This is a genomic window from Ruegeria sp. HKCCA5491 (assembly GCF_013034565.1).
GTDB lineage: Bacteria > Pseudomonadota > Alphaproteobacteria > Rhodobacterales > Rhodobacteraceae > Ruegeria.
In genome coordinates this window covers 356,348-374,319 of record NZ_WQGG01000001.1, presented here as the reverse complement: position 1 = coordinate 374,319, position 17,972 = coordinate 356,348, and the positions used below count along the sequence as shown (strand labels likewise).

Sequence of the window (17,972 nt, the reverse complement as noted above, 5' to 3'; positions counted from 1 at the left end):
CCTTTGTTGTCGTGAATGGGCGAAACTTGACATAATCCGAGTTGGCGCCTTCGTCCAATGTCTATCGCGTTGGAGACACGTGAATTTCATCACGAATCCCAGATTTCGGGGCCGCCGCAGATTTTCGTGTCGACCTCGCCTATGGCTTTGACGTCTTTCTCGTCATAGTCCAAGGCGTGTAGAACGGTTCGAATGGCGGCAAGGCGCGCACGTTTCTTGTCATCCGATCGCACGATGGTCCACGGGCACTGTTCGGTGTGGCTGCGCGTCAGGGTTTCCGAGATCGACTGGCTGTATTCATCCCATTTACCAAGCCCCTGAATATCAATCGGGCTGAGTTTCCATTGTTTCAACGGGTCAGTCTCGCGGGACAAGAACCGGTTAAGCTGCTCGGCCCGTCCCACATTCAGCCAGAACTTGAACAGATGAATTCCGTCGTTGATCAGACTGGTTTCCAGCGGCAAAACCTGTCGAAAGAACCTTTCGCGTTCTTCCGGGGTGCAAAACCCAAATACGTTCTCGACGACACCACGATTATACCAACTTCGGTCGAAGAACACGATTTCTCCAGCTGCGGGCAGGTGCGGGATATATCGTTGGAAATACCATTGGCTGCGTTCTTGATCAGAGGGTTTGCTAAGGGCAACGTTTCTGGCGCCCCGAGGGTTTAGGTTTTCTCGAAAGCGTTTGATCGTGCCGCCTTTGCCCGCCGCGTCGCGCCCTTCGAAAATGATAGCGATCCGGCGTTTGGTTTCCTTCACCCAAGATTGCATCTTGACCAATTCAATCTGCAACGCCTCCATCTGTTTTTCATATTCTTTGCGCTTCATTCGCTCGTCATATGGAAAGCCGGGATTCAGGATGTCATCCTTATCTGCTTTCTCGATAGCGGATCGAACGTCCTTAGGAGCGTCTTTGCGGAAGTACTTTTCGATGGAACCTTTTTCAGACCGGGCCATGAACTACCTCTCGATAAAATCCAATTCCTACTATGGATTAGCCGAGGCTTTAACGCAAACCCGCCCGTTGAGCCGCCCGGTCGATGGCTTCGGCCACTTCAGGCGCGGCGACCACTTGTGGCATGTGTCCAATTCCCGGCAGTTCGATCAATTCGGCGCCGGGGATTTGTTCAATCAGGCGCTCGGAGTGCCACCCCAGCCCAACTGTATCGTCCGCAGTTCCATGCACAATCTCGGTAGGAACGGAAATGTCTATGTAACGCGGTTGCAGGGCGCGGATTTCTTCAAGAAGATTTGCGCGCTGTTTGGCATTTGCATGCATCGACGCTCGGCGAATGGTCAGGCCGGGCCCAAAGTGGCTGGCGTAGCCGTCTGGTGCGGACTGAGGGGCAAAAACCTGATCAAGCGCTTTTTCTACATACCAGTCCGGCACAAATGCGCTGATCAAAGGCAAAGCCAGTGTGTTGCCTGCCGAAGTTGACGCGAGCCTGTTGAACCCATCCAGCGGGGTTTCCCACGGGATCGCGGCGGGGGCGATCAGGACCAAACCCGCGATATTGTCCGGACGTGTAACGGCCCATGCAAGCGAGACTGAACCGCCATAACTCTGACCGGCAACAATCGGTTTGTCTGCGCCAAGCAGCGCGGCAGCTTTCTGAAGGATTTCCGCTTGTTCTTCAATCGTTTCCCCGTCGGGGTTAAAGCTTCCGCTATAGCCAAGACCGGGGCGGTCAAAAACGATCACCCGGAAGTTTTCAGCCAAAATCGGAGCCAACGCAAACGTCATATCTCGCGTATTCCCGCTGGACCCATGGATCAGAACCACATCCGGGCCTTGCCCCATCACGACCGCATGGATTGGGATGCCGTCCACATCGACAATCTGTCCTTCGGGCGGGAAGGATACTTCGGCGCGCGCTTCGTTTTGTGACGCGCGCCAAGCCGTTAATAGTGTAAGGCCAGATAGGAACAGCCCGAGGGTTATGACGGTTTTAACGGCCAATTGCATTCATATCGAATGGGGTCGACTGATAGATCTCATTGATCCAGTTGCCATAGAGCAGATGCGCGTGGCTACGCCACCGGTTCTGCGGAGATTGGCTTGGATCGTCATCCGGATAGTAGTTCTTTGGCACATTGATGGGCGCGCCGCTCGCTACGTCACGATCATATTCCTGCTTTAGCGTGTCACTGTCATATTCGAAGTGATTGAAAATGTAGATTGCGCGGTGCGCGGGGTCCTCGACAAGGCAGGGACCAACTTCTTCGCTGCCCAGCAAGGTCTTCAGTCCCTCAGCACTGTCAATCTCATCCTGTTTCATTTCGGTCCAGCGGCTGACAGGGATCACGCAATCGTCTGAAAATCCACGAAGAAACGGCGAGGCCGAGTCCAAGTTTCGATGCCGGAAGCACCCGAAAGCCTTGGCGTCCAGCATGTGTTTTTTGACGTCATGGAAGTGGTTGATCATCGCCATCCCACCCCAGCAAACGCCAAAGGTCGAGTGTACGTTGGTTTGTGTCCAGTCGAACACTTCGCTGATTTCGTCCCAATACGTCACATCCTGAAACTCCAGATGTTCGATTGGTGCGCCAGTGATGATCAGGCCATCGAATTTCTGATCCTTGACCTCCTGAAACGGGCGATAAAACTCGGCCATGTGTTCGGCTGCTGTGGTTTTGGTCCGATGCTCGGTCATGCGGATCAGCGACAGATCAATCTGCAATGGGGTCGCGCCGATTAGACGGGCAAACTGGTTTTCCGTCTGGATTTTCTTGGGCATCAAGTTCAACAGCCCGATGCGCAAGGGGCGAATATCCTGACGCATAGCCTGATCCTCGGCCATGACCATGACGCCCTCATTGGTGAGGACGTCAAATGCGGGCAGGTCGGCGGGAATCTTGATTGGCATCAGGTGCTAGCCTTTGGAATTATTGTGTAAGAGCGATAGTTAAGCGCGGTTTGGGCGTGTCTCAAGGGTGCGTTCGATCAACTCGTCGAAATCAGAGGCATCTCTGACGTCGTGCATGTCTTTAGCCGAGATGGATACACCCCAATTGTCGGCCATCGCCTGATAGCGCGGCTGCCGATGTGCAAGCGCGCGCGCATAGGTCCATCGGACGAAGGCATCCGGGTCAACTTGCGCGGGCTGGCACCCGTGTTCATCCAAATATTCCTCCCAGACCCGTGTAAGGAATTCGGGCTGGTAGGACATCGGTTTGGGGGCTTTGTCAAAACGGCGGATCAGCTCGGCTGTATGTTCCTCGTCGCCCTTTAGCCAGATCATCAGTGTCTGGCGTGACAATTCGGATAAGACCTGATCACGAGGGTCGTTTGGATCAACCCACTCACAGATCGAACCACCCGTGTCGCAAATGAAATGAGGGTACTGATACAGGCGTTCTGCGCGGTCGATGAAGTATTCCGTATCCAAAAGGGCGTGAATCTCGGCCATGCGAAACTGTTCCTGCCTGCGGCGATATTCTGACAGTTCCAGCCCGCCCAGCGCCGGATCACCCGGTTTGCCGAGATAAGCGGCAACCGGAGTTAGGTTTTCAAACGTGATGTTCGAGCCGATATAGATTGAGTCCGACAGCAGAAGGTCGCGCAGAAACGGCACTTTCATGGCCTGCGCTTTGGCATTGTCTGCGATGTACTCGCCCATGTATCGCGTTCCGATACGGTAATCGATCGAGTAGTGGAACCAGTCGCCAGAATCACGCAGGACATTGGACACATAGGTCTTGCCAAGGCCCGACATGCCGAAAAACAGCACCTTCTTTCTTGCCGCCTCGCGCCACTCTTTTGCCGAGCTGTAGATCATGGTCCGCTATCCCTTTTTGCGACCTTGCTAAATGGGGCAGGGGGCGGCGTCAATCAGGAGTGGATGAGCGGTTGAGTATCAGCAGCCCCAGCGCGAGCACGGCGAACCCCGCATAGGCCTGAGGCTGCAAGGTTTCATCCCGAAGGATTGCGCCCAAAACAATCGCCACGGGCGGGATTATGAGGGTTACTAGCAATAGGTTTCCAGCACCTGCCATGGCCAGTACGCGGTAATACAACAGATATGCGCCCGCCGTGGCAATCAGCGCGTAATACGCGATGGCCAGCCAAGTTGATGCGGGCAACGCCAGCGATGGAACACCATCAACTGCAAGTGTTATCGGCAGGATAACGATGGTTGAGCTTGTAAGCATTCCCGCTGCCGCAACAATCGGTGGGAGGCCAGACAAAGTCTTTCGGGCCCATGCACCGGCCAATGCATATGAGATTGCGCCAGCGATGATCGCCAGTTGTGCGGCACTTTGCAGATCGAATTTGGTGAAGTTGTTTAGCCCAATAGCAATCGCCACGCCCGTAAAGCCCAGCCCCACGCCCAGGGCACGACCCTGAGTCAGTTTTTCATCTTTGAAGAACATGGCCGCGATCAATACGCCAAAGATCGCTGTCGCCGCATTCAGGATCGAGGTCAGGCCCGTTTCGATATGCAACTGCCCCCATGCCATCAAGGTAAAGGGTATCGCGTTATTCAGAAGCCCCATAACCAGAAACGCGCCCCAGATACGCGGGTTATTCGGGATTTTTGTTCCTTTGATCCATACGACGATCCAAAGTGCCAACATCGCCCACAGGACACGATGAAGAACCGAAGTCATGACGGGAATGGTGTCCAGCGCAATCCTGATAGAAACAAAGGATGCGCCCCAGATCAGCCCAAGCAACAAAAGCTCGGCCCAAGCCTGAGTGGATATGCGTTTCTGCGGTGCCATGCTGATGTTTCGCATTCAGCCGAAGGAAACGCGACCCGAAACATGCGAAAAGGCCCCGCCGATTGGCGAGGCCTCTATTCAGATCGTTTGACGCTTGATCAGTTCAGAGCGTAGGTCAGCTGCAGACCAACACTCCAGGCTGAGTTGCCCGAGAACTGACCGCCGGTGGTGGTCGTCGCATCACCAATGTCGGTGTAGCGGATACCGCCCGAAATCTGCGCCTGCTCGAACGAGTATGTGCCGCCCAGACCAAGGCTCCAGAACCCGTCAGTCGGGCCCAGGTTGGAGACCAGTGCGTCAGTCGAAGTTTCGTAACCAACGGAAACGGCCCCCGAGAATGCTTCGGAGAACTGATAGCCTACGCCCAGCGTGTAGGTGAAGGTATCGTCTTCGTAATCCACAAGGTTAGAACCGGTGATTGCAACATAGCTTGGCGGAGCCAGAACCGTTTGCGGCCAGTCAACCCAACGGACCGATCCAAAGACCAGAGTCTTGGGTGCAACACCTGTCTGAAAGTCCAGGTTGACCGATTGCGGTGTTTCTACCTCGGTTTCGGAAGAAACCGAAACAAGCGGGGCAGGAACCGGCGGTGGGCGCAAGTTGAAGGTCTCGGTGCCGGTGAAGTCGTGCGTGATCTTCGAGTTGTAGACCAGCGAGACACGCGCCGCGATCTCAGGGCGTTCCCATGCGACACCGACAACATAGCCGAAGTCAACTTCGGCGCCGGGATCAAACGAATACCCAGCAGCAGCAGGGACCGCAACGGACGCATCTGCACGCTGGCCACGGATACCACCAATGGCGCTGAAACCGCCATCGAACTTGTAGCGAAGCAGCGCAGTAATTGCGTCTACGTCAGCTTCGGCGCGCAGGACGTCGTTGTTGCGTCCGCCTGCAATAGCAAGCGGGTTTTGCGACAGCGGATAGGCGCTGGGATAGCTGACATCCGCACCGAACGGCTCGTCGTAGATGACCGCAAAATCCAGACGGTCATTGAACGAATGCTTGTACGCAAGGCCCGGCGAAAAGAAGCTGTTTGCCACGTTGCCGGACGGAACGCCATTCTGCGACCCGCTCACGTCCGGGTCAGCGTAGCCAAGCCGCAACTGAACAACATTGCCTTCTTCGAACAGAATGTTGACGCCCTGGCCGCTGCGGTCCAAACCGCCAGCATAGGCCCCAGTAGCACCAACGCACACAGCGCACGCCTGTAGAAGCGCTTTTTTCATCTAGTTCCTCCCTCAAAGGTCACTTGTTGGGTCAGCACTAGTGCTTGAGTGGATAAGGCTGACCACCTACATGATGCTCGTTATTCTCTGATGCTTTACCTTATCGTCAACAGGTGACGGTGCGTTACTTGTTTGGCTGGTCGCCGGGGAGTGTTGCTAATCGGTTACGATTTTCGGCGTGAACATTCATAAAGATACCTGAGAAGATCACGGCAGCGCCCAGAAGGGTCCATTGGTCAAGCGGTTCTTGGTAGAGAATCATACCGACGATCGCGATTGTCGGCAGTCGCGCAAAGTCAAAAGGCACCACGACAGTCGCCGGAGCAATCGCCAAAGCGTTCGTTATACAATAGTGGGCAAGCAGCCCCGCCAGACCAACCAACAGCAAAAACGGAGCCGTTTGTGCCGATGGCAAAGCGATTTGTCCGTCTATCCCAGATGCCACCAAACCCAGAATGGCCTGAATGATAGTCAGCCAGAACATGATGCATCCAATACTGGCGAATTGGGTTAGTTTCTTTGTCGATATTGTCGTGAGTGCAAAGAACACTGCTGAAAGAGCTGCAGTAATCAGGCCGGTACTCAGGGGGGCGGCTCCGGGGCGGGCGACGATTAGGATACCCGCGAACCCGATAAGTGCCGACATTACCCTTACGGTTGTCAGCCTTTCCCCCAGTAGCAAAGGAGAAAGAAGAATGACCCAGATCGGTTGCGTAAACTCAAGCGCGAAAACCTGCGCCAAAGGAATAACCGTAACGGCATAAAACCACAGGTTTTGCCCGGTGAAATGCATGACATTTCGCACACAATGCAGGCCAATGCGCTTGGTGGTAACGTGATGCCACGTGCCGGACAGAGTTAGAACCAAGGACACGACGACGATTCCAACAAGGCTGCGGTAAAACATGATTTCAAACGTGTCGTGCGTCACGCTCAACTCACGGCCCGCGATTGCCATTGACGAGAAGGACGCAATGGCCCCCGTCATCCAGAGCGCAGCCTTTCCGATCTGAGGTTTACTACTGTCCATTCACCAGCCTGAAGGAATCGTGGTTTCTGACATGAAACCTATGGGTTTCTGGGTGAAGTTAAATAAAAAAGCCGGGACAGAGCCCGGCTTTTTGTTTCATTCCCACTCGATCGTTCCGGGTGGTTTTGAGGTGATATCATATGTGCACCGATTGATGCCTTTGACCTCGTTGATAATCCGCGTGGCGGTTTCACCAAGGAATTCGTGGGTGAAGGGGTAATAATCGGCGGTCATGCCGTCCACCGACGTCACTGCCCGAAGCGCGCAGGCGTAATCATATGTGCGTCCGTCCCCCATCACGCCCACGGTGCGCACCGGCAGGATGGCCACGAAAGCCTGCCAGATCTCATCATAAAGGCCGTGCTTGCGAATCTGGTCGATATAGACGGCATCCGCCTCGCGCAGGATGTCCAGTTTCTCGCGGGTGATTTCACCGGGGCAACGGATCGCCAGACCAGGGCCGGGGAAGGGGTGTCGGCCGATGAAGCTGGATGGCAGGCCCAGTTCGCGGCCCAAAGCGCGGACCTCGTCCTTGAACAGTTCGCGCAGGGGTTCGACCAGTTTCAGGCCCATTTTCTCGGGCAGGCCGCCGACATTGTGGTGCGACTTGATCGTGACCGACGGGCCGCCGGAAAAGGACACCGATTCAATGACATCGGGGTAGAGCGTGCCCTGCGCCAGGAACTCGGCCCCGTCGATAGTGTCGGCATGTTTCTGGAACACGTCGATAAACAGCTTGCCGATGATCTTGCGCTTAGTCTCGGGGTCGGACTGGCCTTCGAGTTCGCCAAGGAACAACTCGCTTTCGTCAGCATGGATCAGTTGGATGTTGTAGTTGTCGCGGAACATGCCGACGACTTCCTGGGCCTCGTTCTTGCGCAGCAGGCCGTGATCGACGAACACACAGGTCAACTGATCTCCGATCGCCTCATGGATCAGGATCGCCGCGACCGAGCTGTCGACGCCGCCAGACAACCCGCAGATGACCTTTTTGTCGCCCACCTGCTCGCGTATTTTGCGGATCATCTCGTCACGATAGGCACCCATCGTCCAGTCACCCTTGAACCCGGCCAGTTTGACGAAATTCTCGTACAGTTTCGCGCCTTTGGGGGTGTGATGCACCTCGGGGTGGAACTGAACGGCATAGAAGTGGCGTGTGCTGTCGGCAGTGATCGCAAAAGGCGCGTTGGGCGAGGTGCCGAACACCTCAAAACCCGGTGCGATTTCGCTGACGTGATCACCGTGGCTCATCCAGACCTGCTCGTCACCCTCGGAAAACCAGCCATCTAGAATGTCCAATTTGCCCTTGGGTGTGACAAAAGCACGACCGAATTCGGCGGTGCCGTGGCCGGTTTCGACCTTGCCACCCAATTGGTGCATCATCACCTGCTGGCCATAGCAGATGCCCAAAATCGGCACGCCATAGTCGAAAATCTCTTGCGGGGCGCGCGGTGAACCCTCGCGCGTTACGCTGTCGGGGCCGCCCGAGAAAATCACAGCTTTTGGCGCCATCTTGCGCACAAAGTCCATCGTGACATTCTGGTAGGGGTGGATTTCGCAATAGACGTTCAGCTCACGAAGGCGTCGCGCAATAAGCTGCGTTACCTGGCTGCCGAAGTCGATGATCAGAAGGCGGTCATGGGTGTCCTGGGTCATGGTTGGCTATTAGGTCGCAAGCCTTGCATGTGCAAGCGCAATGACATCATTTGTGCAATTGTGCCTCAGGATAACGCCAATAGGATCTTACATGTCAGAGATCACGTTGCGAAAAGCCACTCTTGCTGATGTAGGCAAGGTCACGAATTGTCTCGCCGCCGCTTATGCACCCGCATTGCGCGATATTCCGGATCTGCCGGATGTAACAGGGGGTGTGGCCGATGACATCCGGTCCCATGGCGGGGTTGTGGCCGAGATGAATGCTGAAATCGTTGGATACATCGTTTTTGGGCAAGTGGACGATGCAGTGATGATATTCAATCTTGCGGTGGCACCCAACGCACAAGGCCGAGGGATCGCGGGACGATTGCTGGACCAAGCAGAAAGCGTTGCGCGCGACAGGGGAATATCGCGCCTCACGCTGCGGACTCACCGTTTGATGCATTCCACGGTGTCCATGTACCAACATCTGGGTTGGAACGTGGAAAAACAAAGCGAAAACAGATTACTATTGGGTAAGTCTATATCAAAGTCGCCCTAATCAGCTAACTGGTGCGCTCAACGGAAATGTCGCTTTTTCACCTGTAGCGCCGTAATTTATATGCTTTGCCCCTGTCAGCTCCTGTAACAGAATTCTCAAACCAACCAACACACGGGATCTTCACATGGCTGAGGCAAACACCCGGCGCAGGGCGAGAGGTGGCGGTGGCGCTGCCCGCCGCGCCGAGCGCACCGCGGTACGAATCGAAACGGCAAAATACATCGAACGCAATATTCCGAACTTCGAAGTTCTGAACGAAGAAGCGTTGCAGATCATCGAAACCAACGCCGAAACCATTCTGGCCGAGGTCGGTGTCAACTTTGTCGACAACCCCGCCGCACTGGAGCGTTGGAAGGATGCGGGTGCAGATGTGGATGGCGAGCGTGTCCGCATCCCCCGAGGTCTTGCGCGCGAGCTGATCAAGACCGCCCCCAGCGAGTTCACCCAGCACGCACGCAACCCCGAGAAATCGGTGGTCATCGGTGGCCGTAATCTGGTTCTGGCCCCGGTCTATGGCCCGCCCTTCGTGCGTGATGCGCAGGGTGGCCGTCGCTATGCGACCATGGACGATTTCAACAAGTTCGTGAAGCTGGCTTATATGTCCAAGTGGCTGCATCACTCGGGCGGGACAGTCTGCGAACCCACCGACATCCCGGTGAACAAGCGTCACCTCGACATGCTGATGGCGCATATGACCCTGTCGGACAAACCGTTCATGGGATCCGTTACAGATCCGTCACGCGCGCAGGATTCGGTTGAGATGTGCGAGATCCTGTTCGGCAAGGAATTCGTGCAGGAAAACACGGTCATGACGTCGCTGACCAACATCAACTCGCCGATGACCTTCGATGATGTGATGATGGGCTCTTTGGAAGTCTACGCGGCCAACAATCAGGCCTGCATCATTTCGCCCTTTATTGTGGGTGGCGCGATGGCGCCGGTCTCGGTCGCTGGAACGCTGACGCAGGTTCTGGCCGAAGTTCTGGCTGGTGTAGCCTATAGCCAGATCATCCGTCCGGGTGCGCCTGCAATCTTTGGTGCGTTCGTGTCGTCGATCGACATGAACTCGGGTGCGCCGACCTTTGGGACACCCGAGGCGTCTATGGTCACCTACGGCGCGGGCCAGCTGGCACGTCGTCTGGGGCTGCCGTTCCGATCGGCGGGCTCGTTCTGCGGCTCAAAGCTGCCGGACGCACAGGCCGCGTATGAAACCGCGAACTCGCTGAACATGGGTCTGATGTCCGGCGTGAACTTCATGCTGCATTCCTGCGGCTGGCTGGAGGGCGGTCTGGTGGCCGACTTTGAAAAGTTCGTCATGGATGCCGACCAATTGGGCGTTCTGCACGGTATCGCCAAAGGCGTGGCCTATGATGAAAACGCGCAGGCCATGGATGCTATCCGCGAAGTCGGCCCCGGAGGACACTATCTGGGATGCGCTCATACGCAGGCCAACTTCAAAGAGGCGTTCTGGAAGTCCGATCTGCTGGATTACAAGCCGTTCGAAACCTGGGAAGACGAGGGCGGTCGTGACACGCGTCAACTGGCGACGTCGCGGGTCGAACACTTGCTGGCCAACTATCAGCAACCGCAGCTCGACCCAGGCGTCCATGCCGCTCTGAACGAGTACATTGAAAAGAAAAAGGCATCCATGCCGGACGCCTTTGCCTAAGTCAGTGATATTGAGGGGCGCGACTGGCTTTGAACAGTTGCGCCTCTCCCAGTAGCGCGATCAAAATATCCAGATGCCGAACCAGAGAATAGGCAGCGTCTTCGGCCATTCTTTGCGCGTTGGCTTCTTTCTCCATCTCTATCAAGCGAACGAGGGCCGCCCCGTTTCCGGGCAATGAGCCATATCCCAAAATTCGCTGTAGATGACGATCCCGATCATAGTCTTGCGCGCCGTGCTTTGCAGCGCGGGCCAACAGGCGCGGGCGGCGTAGGGTCGAGATCATTGTCATCAGGTCTTGCATTTCAAAGTTCCATTGCAGTGTGGCAGTTGCCCTGAGTGTCACACAACCTAAGCGGGTGTTGCCTCAACCACGGTCTGGCCGAACTCTGACTTCATGAGTGTTTATGTTTTTAAAACAAATCTGGTTCTTGTCCTCGCTGGTTAACGAACGAGTAACGAAAGCGACTCTAGTTAGAATTGGTTAACAAATTCACCGGGGGCGATAGAGAACAGAATTGCATTGTATACGAGGGCAACTAACTATGGAAAATAACATGGCTTTCACCATTCCGGCTTGGGTTCCCGAAGGGGCGCAGCGGTATCTTGCGCATACCGAAACCGGACAGTCGATCCGCGACATTGCGCGGTCAGCAGGTTGCCATGCGTCAACCATACTCAGGCAGATACGACGTATCGAGTCGCGTCGGGACGATCCATTGGTGGATGCCGCGCTGCAATCTTTGGCTGCCGAGCATTTTTCGGAAAACGCGGCCAAAGATGAACCATTGTCTGGCCTTCGGGGCGATGACATCGCCGCAGCTGAAGAAGAATTTGAGCGTGAGGCACTAAGAGTTCTGCGACGGCTTTGCGAGACCGGGTCAGTCTTAGCCTTCGCCAAAGATATGGACAAAGCCGTGGTCGTTCGTGGCACGGGCGATCAGGGAAGCACACGAACGGCTGTCGTCGATTGCAGGGTTGCTCAGGCGCTTGCCCTAAAGGACTGGATTGCCTGTGATAATCCGGGCCGTATCTCACGGTACCGTATCTCTTCTGCCGGACGAACCGCGCTGAGTCAGTTGATGGCCGAGGTGGAAAACCGGGCGCGGACACGCAATGAACTCGGGATGTCCGAGGCGCAAACTCCGTTCCAGCCAATGACTGCACAGGCTCAGGCTGGGGGGGGATCGACCCCGCAGAATTCGCTACAGTGTCGCGGAAAGCCCATTGATCGGGCTGGCGCGCCGACGTGATCGGGACGGAAAGCCGTTTCTGGACGAAGCGCTGGTCAGCGCCGGAGAACGCCTGCGGGAGGATTTTGAGTTGGCGCAAGTCGGGCCAAGGGTCGCGCAGAACTGGGATCACTTCCTGACCGCCGGAGGGCGCGGCAGCTTTGGGAACCATAGCGGTGATGGTTGCGGGTCATCGGATGCCCGTAATCGGGTTGAGAGTGCCCTTTCCGATATTGGCCCCGGATTAAGTGACGTTGCATTGCGTTGTTGTTGTTATCTTGAAGGGTTGGAATTGGCAGAAAAGCGGATGGGGTGGTCTGCCCGGTCCGGAAAAATCGTACTGCGGATCGCACTTCAAAGGCTCAAACGACACTATGAGGAAAAGGCTGAACAAAACCGACTTATAGGGTGATCGGACCAGCGATAGTTCTGCCTTGCGGGTCTGGCGCGATATGATAATCAAAGGTTATGAATTTTACCCTTAGGCAATTGCAGTATTTTAACGCCGTGGCGGAACAGCGGAATTTTGGCAGGGCTGCGCAGGTCTGCCATGTTTCGCAACCCGCTTTGTCCGTTCAGATCAAGGCGTTGGAAGAGACACTTGGCGGAACGCTGTTTGAACGGCAAGCCCGCGATATTCTGCTGACCCCGTTGGGACGGGATGTGCTGGACTATGCACGGCAGGTTCTGGGGGCTGCGGATCGGCTGGATCAATTTGCAAAGGATCAGTCGGGTGGCCATAGATCGCTTTCGATTGGGATAATTCCAACAATTGCTCCGTACCTGCTGCCTGGGGTTCTTGCCGGGCTTCGCGCGGCGGATGTTTCTCTGAAGGTTCAGATACGAGAGGCAAGGACAGAAAGACTGCTCTCGATGCTTCGCGCGGGTGAGGTTGATGCCGGATTGTTGGCACTGCCGGCTGGAGGCTCCGAGTTGTTTGAGCTTCCGTTATTCGAAGACCGCTTTCTGTTGGCGGGCAGCGCCGGGCGGCTACAGTCTATGCCGCAACACCCTGAGGCGCTGCATCCATTGGATCTGCAGGCGACACAACTCATGCTGCTGGATGACGGTCATTGCCTAACGGATCAGGCGTTGGAGGTGTGTGGACAGGATCGAAGCAGTGGGTTGATCAACATGGGTGCGTCTTCGCTGGCCACCTTGTCCCGGCTGGTCGCCGAGGGGTTTGGCCTGACGCTGATGCCCGAACTTGCCGCCCGCGCCGAGACTGAGGCCGTTCCCGGCCTAAAGCTGCAGCGTTTCGGTGCGCCCCAACCATTCCGAACAATCGGTCTGGTGCGTCGTATGTCCACCAGCGCAGAAGATTGGTTCGACAGTCTCGCGGATGTCATACGTCAGGTTGGCGAAGACATCGTTGCTGGGACGCGAAAATAGTAAGACCCGCCGGGACGGGTCTTAATCTTTGAGCTTATGCGATTAAGCGAGGGCGGGTTCTTTCGCCTCATCCAGATGCTTCATCAGGTTATCGGGCGATGACACGCCGTAAGGATCTTCGGGGCAGTTGTCCATCAAGCCTGGTTCTTCAAACCAAGCCTCGACCACGCCGTCATTGACAATGGCAGCGTATCGCCAAGACCGCATTCCGAAACCAAGGTTGTCCTTGTCGACCAACATGCCCATTTTCCGGGTGAATTTCCCGGAACCATCAGGAATGACCTTTACGTTTTTCAGGCCTTGATCCTGCGCCCATTTGTTCATGACAAAGCTGTCATTCACAGACATGCAGTAAATGGCGTCGATTCCCTTTTCCGCAAAGTCGGCAAAACCGTTTTCGAACCCCGGAAGCTGATAGGTCGAGCATGTTGGCGTAAACGCGCCCGGCAGGGAAAACAGGATGACCCGCTTGCCCGAGAAAAAGTCCGCTGTGGTTTTGTCTTCCCAGCGATATGGATTTGGCCCTTCGACGGCCTCATCGCGAACGCGGGTGTGGAAGGTGACAGCAGGTAATTTTGTGCCGGTTTTCATCAACAAGCTCCTGTGATTCATGATGATTTGGCACGTATTTAAAATAGTTCTAAATTGGCTTCAACGTCAGAATTGCTGCAACCGCGAATTCCCCGAGGTTATTGAGAGAACGTCCATAATTTGCCCAGGATTGTTCATATGTTCTACGTTTCCGAAAAGCAGATACTATGTTGCATGTCAGGTATGTGTCGGTGGCATGGTACAGTTTGACGTACTATGTTAGAGCAAAGCAAATTGACCCAAAGTCAGGAAAGCCAGCCGTGCGTGATCTGAAGATCCCCGAACAACGTCACCCTGAAAAGGCGCATCGCCCGGACAACGCGCAGCCCAAAAAGCCCAGTTGGATTCGCGTCAAAGCACCGGGCGGCAAGGGCTATGCCGATACCCGCAAGATTATGCGGGACAACAACCTTGTCACCGTCTGCGAAGAAGCCGGTTGCCCGAACGTCGGCGAATGCTGGAGCCAGGGCCACGCCACCATGATGATCATGGGCGAAATTTGCACGCGCGGCTGCACCTTCTGCAATATCGCGACGGGACGGCCTGACGATCTGGATGTTTTCGAACCCGGACGCGTTGCCCATGCGGTCGAAAAACTGGGTCTGAACCATGTCGTCATCACCTCGGTCGATCGTGATGATCTTGCGGATGGCGGGGCGGATCATTTTGCGCAAACTATTCGCGCCATTCGTCATCGGTCCCCCAAAACGACTATCGAAATTCTGACGCCTGACTTTCTGAAATGTGAGCCCGAGGTTTTGGAAGTCGTGGTCGAAGCCAAGCCGGACGTGTTTAACCATAACCTTGAAACCGTACCGGGGCTTTATCCCGAGGTTCGACCCGGCGCGCGGTATTTCCATTCTTTGCGCCTTTTGCAGCGTGTGAAAGAGCTTGACCCGTCTATCTTTACCAAGTCCGGCATCATGGTTGGTCTGGGTGAAAAGGAACAAGAGGTGCGGCAGGTCATGGACGACATGCGCGCGGCGGACATCGACTTTTTGACGATCGGCCAATACTTGCAACCCACGCCGAAGCACCACGGCGTCGACAGGTTCGTAACACCGGAAGAGTTCTCATCGTATGAGAAAGCGGCTTATGGCAAAGGGTTCCTGATGGTGTCGGCAACGCCGCTGACCCGCTCGTCCTACCACGCTGGCGATGACTTTGCGCGCCTGCGGGATGCGCGTCAAAAAATGCTGGAGCAAGGGTGACCCCGGACGCCCTTGAACGGCTCACGGTCTTACGCCGCGATCTTCACAGCTACCCCGAACTATCCGGGCAGGAGCGAGAGACTTCGGCGCGCGTGGTCGGTTTGTTGTCCGATCTTGGTGCGGACCGTATCTTGCAAGGGTTGGGCGGCTATGGAGTCGCTGCAGTCTTTGAGGGCAACAGGCCCGGCCCGACGGTCGCCATCCGCTGCGAGTTGGACGGCTTGCCAATTCAAGAGATCAGCAATGCGGAATACGCGTCGCAGAACGCTGGTAATGGCCATTTGTGTGGGCATGACGGCCATATGGTCATGGTGCTGGGTGTCGCTGAGGCGCTAAAGCGGTGTAGACCCTCCAAAGGGCGCGTCGTGCTGATTTTTCAGCCCGCCGAAGAAACCGGCAAAGGCGCTGCGGCGTTCCGAAATTCAACTGGTTTTTCGAACATCGCCCCAGATTATGTGTTTTCTCTTCACAACTTGCCGGGATTGGACCTTGGTTCGGTCGAACTGTGCGAAGGGCCCGCAAATTGTGCCTCTCGCGGAATGAAGGTGACACTGGTCGGGAAAACCTCACATGCCGCGGCACCGCAAGATGGGGTGTCTCCGGCATTTGCGTTGTCTGAGCTAGTCCCGAAATTGGCCAACCTAAGCCGCGGTGACGATCTGGACGAGGATTTTGCGCTGGTGACGGTCACTCATGCGAATTTGGGCGAGCGGACATTCGGCGTTGCACCTGGACAAGCAGAGCTATGGGTGACCTTGCGCACTGTGACGGATGCCAGAATGCATCAGATGATTGCGGACGCCGAAGCGTTGGTGCAGGACGCTGCGGCGTCTGATGGGTTGGCGTGCCAGATCACTTACGACGATGTGTTTGAAGCCTGCGTCAACCATCCTGAGGCGGTCGAATATCTGCAGACTGCATGCAAGACGTACGGCGTGCCTTGCAAGCTTGTCCAAAGCCCACAGAAATTCTCCGAGGACTTCGGCCAGTTTTCCAAAGGTGCAAAGACGGCCATGTTCTGGTTGGGTGCAGGTCGGACGCACCCGCAATTGCACAACCCGGATTATGATTTTCCGGATGACTTGATACCTGTAGGAACCGGCGTGTTCCTAAGCGCCATAGACGCAGTGCTGGAAGGGGTGTTCTAGTATCGGCCCGCCTAGTTGGCCAAATCGCTAACAATTCCAACGGCTTCTATTACAGTTTTCGTGTCGTCCGAGATGGAAAGAATTTCGTCGTCGACCCGAATGTAGCGTTGACCGGGACCCAGCGGCTTCAGCTTCCAGTTATCGAGGTCGTCAATGTAGTCAAAGTTCAGATCATTCGGCAATTTCTGGCCGCGCGTATACCGTTTGATTTGTCCGGGCGGAACAGCCTTGCCGTTTGAGTTTATAACTTTCTCAGCTTTATTTTTTTTAGCTCCGTGCCCTTTGCCCTTATTGTCCTTTGCGGACGATGCACCGGCAAACGCTACAATCGCCATAACTACACCAACGGTCGCAACAAGTCGCTTCATCAAATTCCTCCCACTTTCATGGAAAGAGTAAGGGTATTTCGCGGTCCTTGTCTATTTGTATTCGAAAGTTTGAATTTAGTTGGCTACGCAGACACGTGTTTTGTCATCTTAGCCGTCCACAAAACGCACCTTGCCGATGAAGGGCAGGTTGCGATTGCGTTGGGCGTAGTCGATGCCATAGCCGACGACAAATTCGTCCGGTATTTCAAACCCGATCCAGTCCGAGCGAAAGTCAACCTCACGCCGACTGGGTTTGTCGAGCAGGGCAATAGACTTGAGGCGGCTGGGCTTCCGACTGTTCAACAGCTTGGTTACATGATTCAACGTATGGCCTGTGTCGACGATATCTTCGACCACCAGCACGTCACGCCCTTCAATTGCCCCACGCAAGTCTTTGAGAATACGAACTTCACGACTGCTTTCCATTGAGTTTCCGTAGGATGACGCCTCGAGGAAGTCCACCTCGATCGGCAGGTCGAGTTCGCGCACAAGATCGGCGATGAAGACAAAACTGCCACGCAGCAGGCCGACCACGATCAGCTTGTCGGTATTCCCGAATTCCTGCGTTATCTCGCGGCAAAGCTCTTCGATCCGGGCGGCGATCGCCTTGGCCGAGATCATCTCATCTATCACATATGCGCGGTCTGTCATCACTGCCCCCTTGATCTTTGGCGCGCAACATACGACATGACGCGCCATTGTCACCTGCAAATAGCGGACCGCCATGCCAACCCATTCCGAGACACGTCACCTGCCTTATACAGCCCAGCAGATGTATGACCTTGTCGCAGATGTGGCCAAGTATCCGCAGTTTCTACCGTGGTGCGCGGCAGCCCGGATCAGACGCACCTATGCGGCGGGCGAGGCGCAGGTGCTTGAGGCCGATCTTGTGATCTCGTTCAAAGTGTTCCGCGAACGGTTCGGCAGCCGTGTGACATTGCACGCCGAGGCTCGGCGGATCGACACCGAGTATCTGGACGGGCCATTCAAATACATGAAATCCGATTGGCAGTTCGCGGATGCGCCCGAGGGGGGATGCAACATCTCATTCCACGTGGATTTTGAGTTCAAGAACGCAATCTTACAGGGCATCATCGGAGTCGTCTTTAACGAGGCCATGCACCGGATTGTTCAGGCGTTCGAGAGCCGGGCTTCCGATTTATACGGCTAAGCCTTTACCA

Annotated in this window: 18 protein-coding genes and 1 pseudogene; 7 read left to right on the top strand and 12 right to left on the bottom strand. The window is 55.5% G+C overall.

Annotated features, from left to right (window positions below; translation table 11 throughout):
- Positions 1 to 89 precede the first annotated feature (89 nt).
- The 8 genes from ppk2 to guaA form a co-directional block, all read right to left on the bottom strand.
- Positions 90 to 959, bottom strand: a complete 870-nt coding sequence (ppk2, locus tag GOV88_RS01750; RefSeq protein WP_171239350.1) for a polyphosphate kinase 2 — start codon at positions 957 to 959, stop codon at positions 90 to 92.
- A 49-nt stretch (positions 960 to 1,008) separates the two neighbouring features.
- Entirely contained in the window at positions 1,009 to 1,968 is a 960-nt protein-coding gene (locus GOV88_RS01745; RefSeq protein WP_171239349.1) for an alpha/beta fold hydrolase, read from the bottom strand.
- Positions 1,952 to 2,869, bottom strand: coding sequence for a homoserine O-succinyltransferase (metA, locus tag GOV88_RS01740; RefSeq protein ID WP_171121257.1), 918 nt, complete (start codon positions 2,867 to 2,869; stop codon positions 1,952 to 1,954). The genes GOV88_RS01745 and metA overlap by 17 nt, the downstream gene beginning before the upstream one ends.
- A gap of 39 nt (positions 2,870 to 2,908) precedes the next feature.
- Positions 2,909 to 3,781 carry an ATPase gene (locus tag GOV88_RS01735; RefSeq protein WP_171239348.1) on the bottom strand — a complete coding sequence of 291 codons (873 nt, stop codon included), beginning with the start codon at positions 3,779 to 3,781 and terminating at the stop codon, positions 2,909 to 2,911.
- Positions 3,782 to 3,830: 49 nt separating this feature from the next.
- Complete coding sequence (locus GOV88_RS01730; protein ID WP_171239347.1) at positions 3,831 to 4,727, bottom strand: DMT family transporter; 897 nt, start codon at positions 4,725 to 4,727, stop codon at positions 3,831 to 3,833.
- Positions 4,728 to 4,825: 98 nt separating this feature from the next.
- Entirely contained in the window at positions 4,826 to 5,956 is a 1,131-nt protein-coding gene (locus GOV88_RS01725) for an OmpP1/FadL family transporter (RefSeq protein ID WP_171239346.1), read from the bottom strand.
- 124 nt (positions 5,957 to 6,080) lie between these two features.
- Entirely contained in the window at positions 6,081 to 6,986 is a 906-nt protein-coding gene (locus GOV88_RS01720; protein ID WP_171239345.1) for a DMT family transporter, read from the bottom strand.
- Positions 6,987 to 7,082: 96 nt separating this feature from the next.
- The gene (gene guaA, locus GOV88_RS01715) at positions 7,083 to 8,642 is read right to left on the bottom strand and encodes a glutamine-hydrolyzing GMP synthase (protein WP_171239344.1); all 1,560 of its coding nucleotides are present in this window, start codon (positions 8,640 to 8,642) and stop codon (positions 7,083 to 7,085) included.
- A gap of 91 nt (positions 8,643 to 8,733) precedes the next feature.
- Here guaA and GOV88_RS01710 point away from each other — a divergent pair, with 91 nt between their 5' ends.
- Positions 8,734 to 9,183, top strand: a complete 450-nt coding sequence (locus GOV88_RS01710; protein WP_171121263.1) for a GNAT family N-acetyltransferase — start codon at positions 8,734 to 8,736, stop codon at positions 9,181 to 9,183.
- A 124-nt stretch (positions 9,184 to 9,307) separates the two neighbouring features.
- On the top strand, positions 9,308 to 10,852 hold the full coding sequence (locus GOV88_RS01705; protein WP_171239343.1) for a trimethylamine methyltransferase family protein: 1,545 nt from the start codon (positions 9,308 to 9,310) through the stop codon (positions 10,850 to 10,852).
- A gap of 1 nt (position 10,853) precedes the next feature.
- Here the strand turns inward: GOV88_RS01705 and GOV88_RS01700 are convergent, their stop codons facing one another.
- Positions 10,854 to 11,153 carry a DUF6477 family protein gene (locus tag GOV88_RS01700; protein WP_171239342.1) on the bottom strand — a complete coding sequence of 100 codons (300 nt, stop codon included), beginning with the start codon at positions 11,151 to 11,153 and terminating at the stop codon, positions 10,854 to 10,856.
- A 241-nt stretch (positions 11,154 to 11,394) separates the two neighbouring features.
- On the opposite strand from GOV88_RS01700, the pseudogene GOV88_RS01695 reads away from it, so the two are divergent.
- Positions 11,395 to 12,493, top strand: a pseudogene (locus GOV88_RS01695) (DUF6456 domain-containing protein).
- Positions 12,494 to 12,549: 56 nt separating this feature from the next.
- Positions 12,550 to 13,473: a hydrogen peroxide-inducible genes activator gene (locus GOV88_RS01690; protein ID WP_171239341.1), complete on the top strand. Its 924-nt coding sequence runs from the start codon at positions 12,550 to 12,552 to the stop codon at positions 13,471 to 13,473.
- 42 nt (positions 13,474 to 13,515) lie between these two features.
- On the opposite strand, the gene GOV88_RS01685 is transcribed toward GOV88_RS01690, so the two are convergent.
- Positions 13,516 to 14,064 (bottom strand): peroxiredoxin, encoded by a 549-nt coding sequence (locus GOV88_RS01685; RefSeq protein ID WP_171239340.1) that lies wholly within the window; start codon positions 14,062 to 14,064, stop codon positions 13,516 to 13,518.
- A 260-nt stretch (positions 14,065 to 14,324) separates the two neighbouring features.
- Between GOV88_RS01685 and lipA the strand changes: the two genes are divergently transcribed.
- The gene (lipA, locus tag GOV88_RS01680) at positions 14,325 to 15,275 is read left to right on the top strand and encodes a lipoyl synthase (protein ID WP_171121268.1); all 951 of its coding nucleotides are present in this window, start codon (positions 14,325 to 14,327) and stop codon (positions 15,273 to 15,275) included.
- Positions 15,272 to 16,423, top strand: a complete 1,152-nt coding sequence (locus GOV88_RS01675) for an amidohydrolase (RefSeq protein ID WP_171210704.1) — start codon at positions 15,272 to 15,274, stop codon at positions 16,421 to 16,423. Before lipA ends, GOV88_RS01675 begins: the two co-directional genes overlap by 4 nt.
- Positions 16,424 to 16,434: 11 nt before the next feature.
- On the opposite strand, the gene GOV88_RS01670 is transcribed toward GOV88_RS01675, so the two are convergent.
- Both GOV88_RS01670 and hpt read right to left on the bottom strand, forming a co-directional pair.
- Complete coding sequence (locus GOV88_RS01670; protein WP_171239339.1) at positions 16,435 to 16,791, bottom strand: hypothetical protein; 357 nt, start codon at positions 16,789 to 16,791, stop codon at positions 16,435 to 16,437.
- A gap of 108 nt (positions 16,792 to 16,899) precedes the next feature.
- Positions 16,900 to 17,442: a hypoxanthine phosphoribosyltransferase gene (gene hpt, locus GOV88_RS01665; RefSeq protein WP_171239338.1), complete on the bottom strand. Its 543-nt coding sequence runs from the start codon at positions 17,440 to 17,442 to the stop codon at positions 16,900 to 16,902.
- Positions 17,443 to 17,515: 73 nt separating this feature from the next.
- On the opposite strand from hpt, the gene GOV88_RS01660 reads away from it, so the two are divergent.
- Positions 17,516 to 17,962 (top strand): type II toxin-antitoxin system RatA family toxin, encoded by a 447-nt coding sequence (locus GOV88_RS01660; RefSeq protein ID WP_171123150.1) that lies wholly within the window; start codon positions 17,516 to 17,518, stop codon positions 17,960 to 17,962.
- The last annotated feature ends 10 nt before the right edge of the window (positions 17,963 to 17,972 follow it).

What these genes read in the sequence shown, in the direction of transcription:
- ppk2 (WP_171239350.1), bottom strand. Translation starts at nt 959, where the DNA reads ATGGCCCGGTCTGAAAAAGGTTCCATCGAAAAGTACTTCCGCAAAGAC.
- GOV88_RS01745 (WP_171239349.1), bottom strand. Translation starts at nt 1,968, where the DNA reads ATGCAATTGGCCGTTAAAACCGTCATAACCCTCGGGCTGTTCCTATCT.
- metA (WP_171121257.1), bottom strand. Translation starts at nt 2,869, where the DNA reads ATGCCAATCAAGATTCCCGCCGACCTGCCCGCATTTGACGTCCTCACC.
- GOV88_RS01735 (WP_171239348.1), bottom strand. Translation starts at nt 3,781, where the DNA reads ATGATCTACAGCTCGGCAAAAGAGTGGCGCGAGGCGGCAAGAAAGAAG.
- GOV88_RS01730 (WP_171239347.1), bottom strand. Translation starts at nt 4,727, where the DNA reads ATGGCACCGCAGAAACGCATATCCACTCAGGCTTGGGCCGAGCTTTTG.
- GOV88_RS01725 (WP_171239346.1), bottom strand. Translation starts at nt 5,956, where the DNA reads ATGAAAAAAGCGCTTCTACAGGCGTGCGCTGTGTGCGTTGGTGCTACT.
- GOV88_RS01720 (WP_171239345.1), bottom strand. Translation starts at nt 6,986, where the DNA reads ATGGACAGTAGTAAACCTCAGATCGGAAAGGCTGCGCTCTGGATGACG.
- guaA (WP_171239344.1), bottom strand. Translation starts at nt 8,642, where the DNA reads ATGACCCAGGACACCCATGACCGCCTTCTGATCATCGACTTCGGCAGC.
- GOV88_RS01710 (WP_171121263.1), top strand. Translation starts at nt 8,734, where the DNA reads ATGTCAGAGATCACGTTGCGAAAAGCCACTCTTGCTGATGTAGGCAAG.
- GOV88_RS01705 (WP_171239343.1), top strand. Translation starts at nt 9,308, where the DNA reads ATGGCTGAGGCAAACACCCGGCGCAGGGCGAGAGGTGGCGGTGGCGCT.
- GOV88_RS01700 (WP_171239342.1), bottom strand. Translation starts at nt 11,153, where the DNA reads ATGCAAGACCTGATGACAATGATCTCGACCCTACGCCGCCCGCGCCTG.
- GOV88_RS01690 (WP_171239341.1), top strand. Translation starts at nt 12,550, where the DNA reads ATGAATTTTACCCTTAGGCAATTGCAGTATTTTAACGCCGTGGCGGAA.
- GOV88_RS01685 (WP_171239340.1), bottom strand. Translation starts at nt 14,064, where the DNA reads ATGAAAACCGGCACAAAATTACCTGCTGTCACCTTCCACACCCGCGTT.
- GOV88_RS01670 (WP_171239339.1), bottom strand. Translation starts at nt 16,791, where the DNA reads ATGAAGCGACTTGTTGCGACCGTTGGTGTAGTTATGGCGATTGTAGCG.
- hpt (WP_171239338.1), bottom strand. Translation starts at nt 17,442, where the DNA reads ATGACAGACCGCGCATATGTGATAGATGAGATGATCTCGGCCAAGGCG.
- GOV88_RS01660 (WP_171123150.1), top strand. Translation starts at nt 17,516, where the DNA reads ATGCCAACCCATTCCGAGACACGTCACCTGCCTTATACAGCCCAGCAG.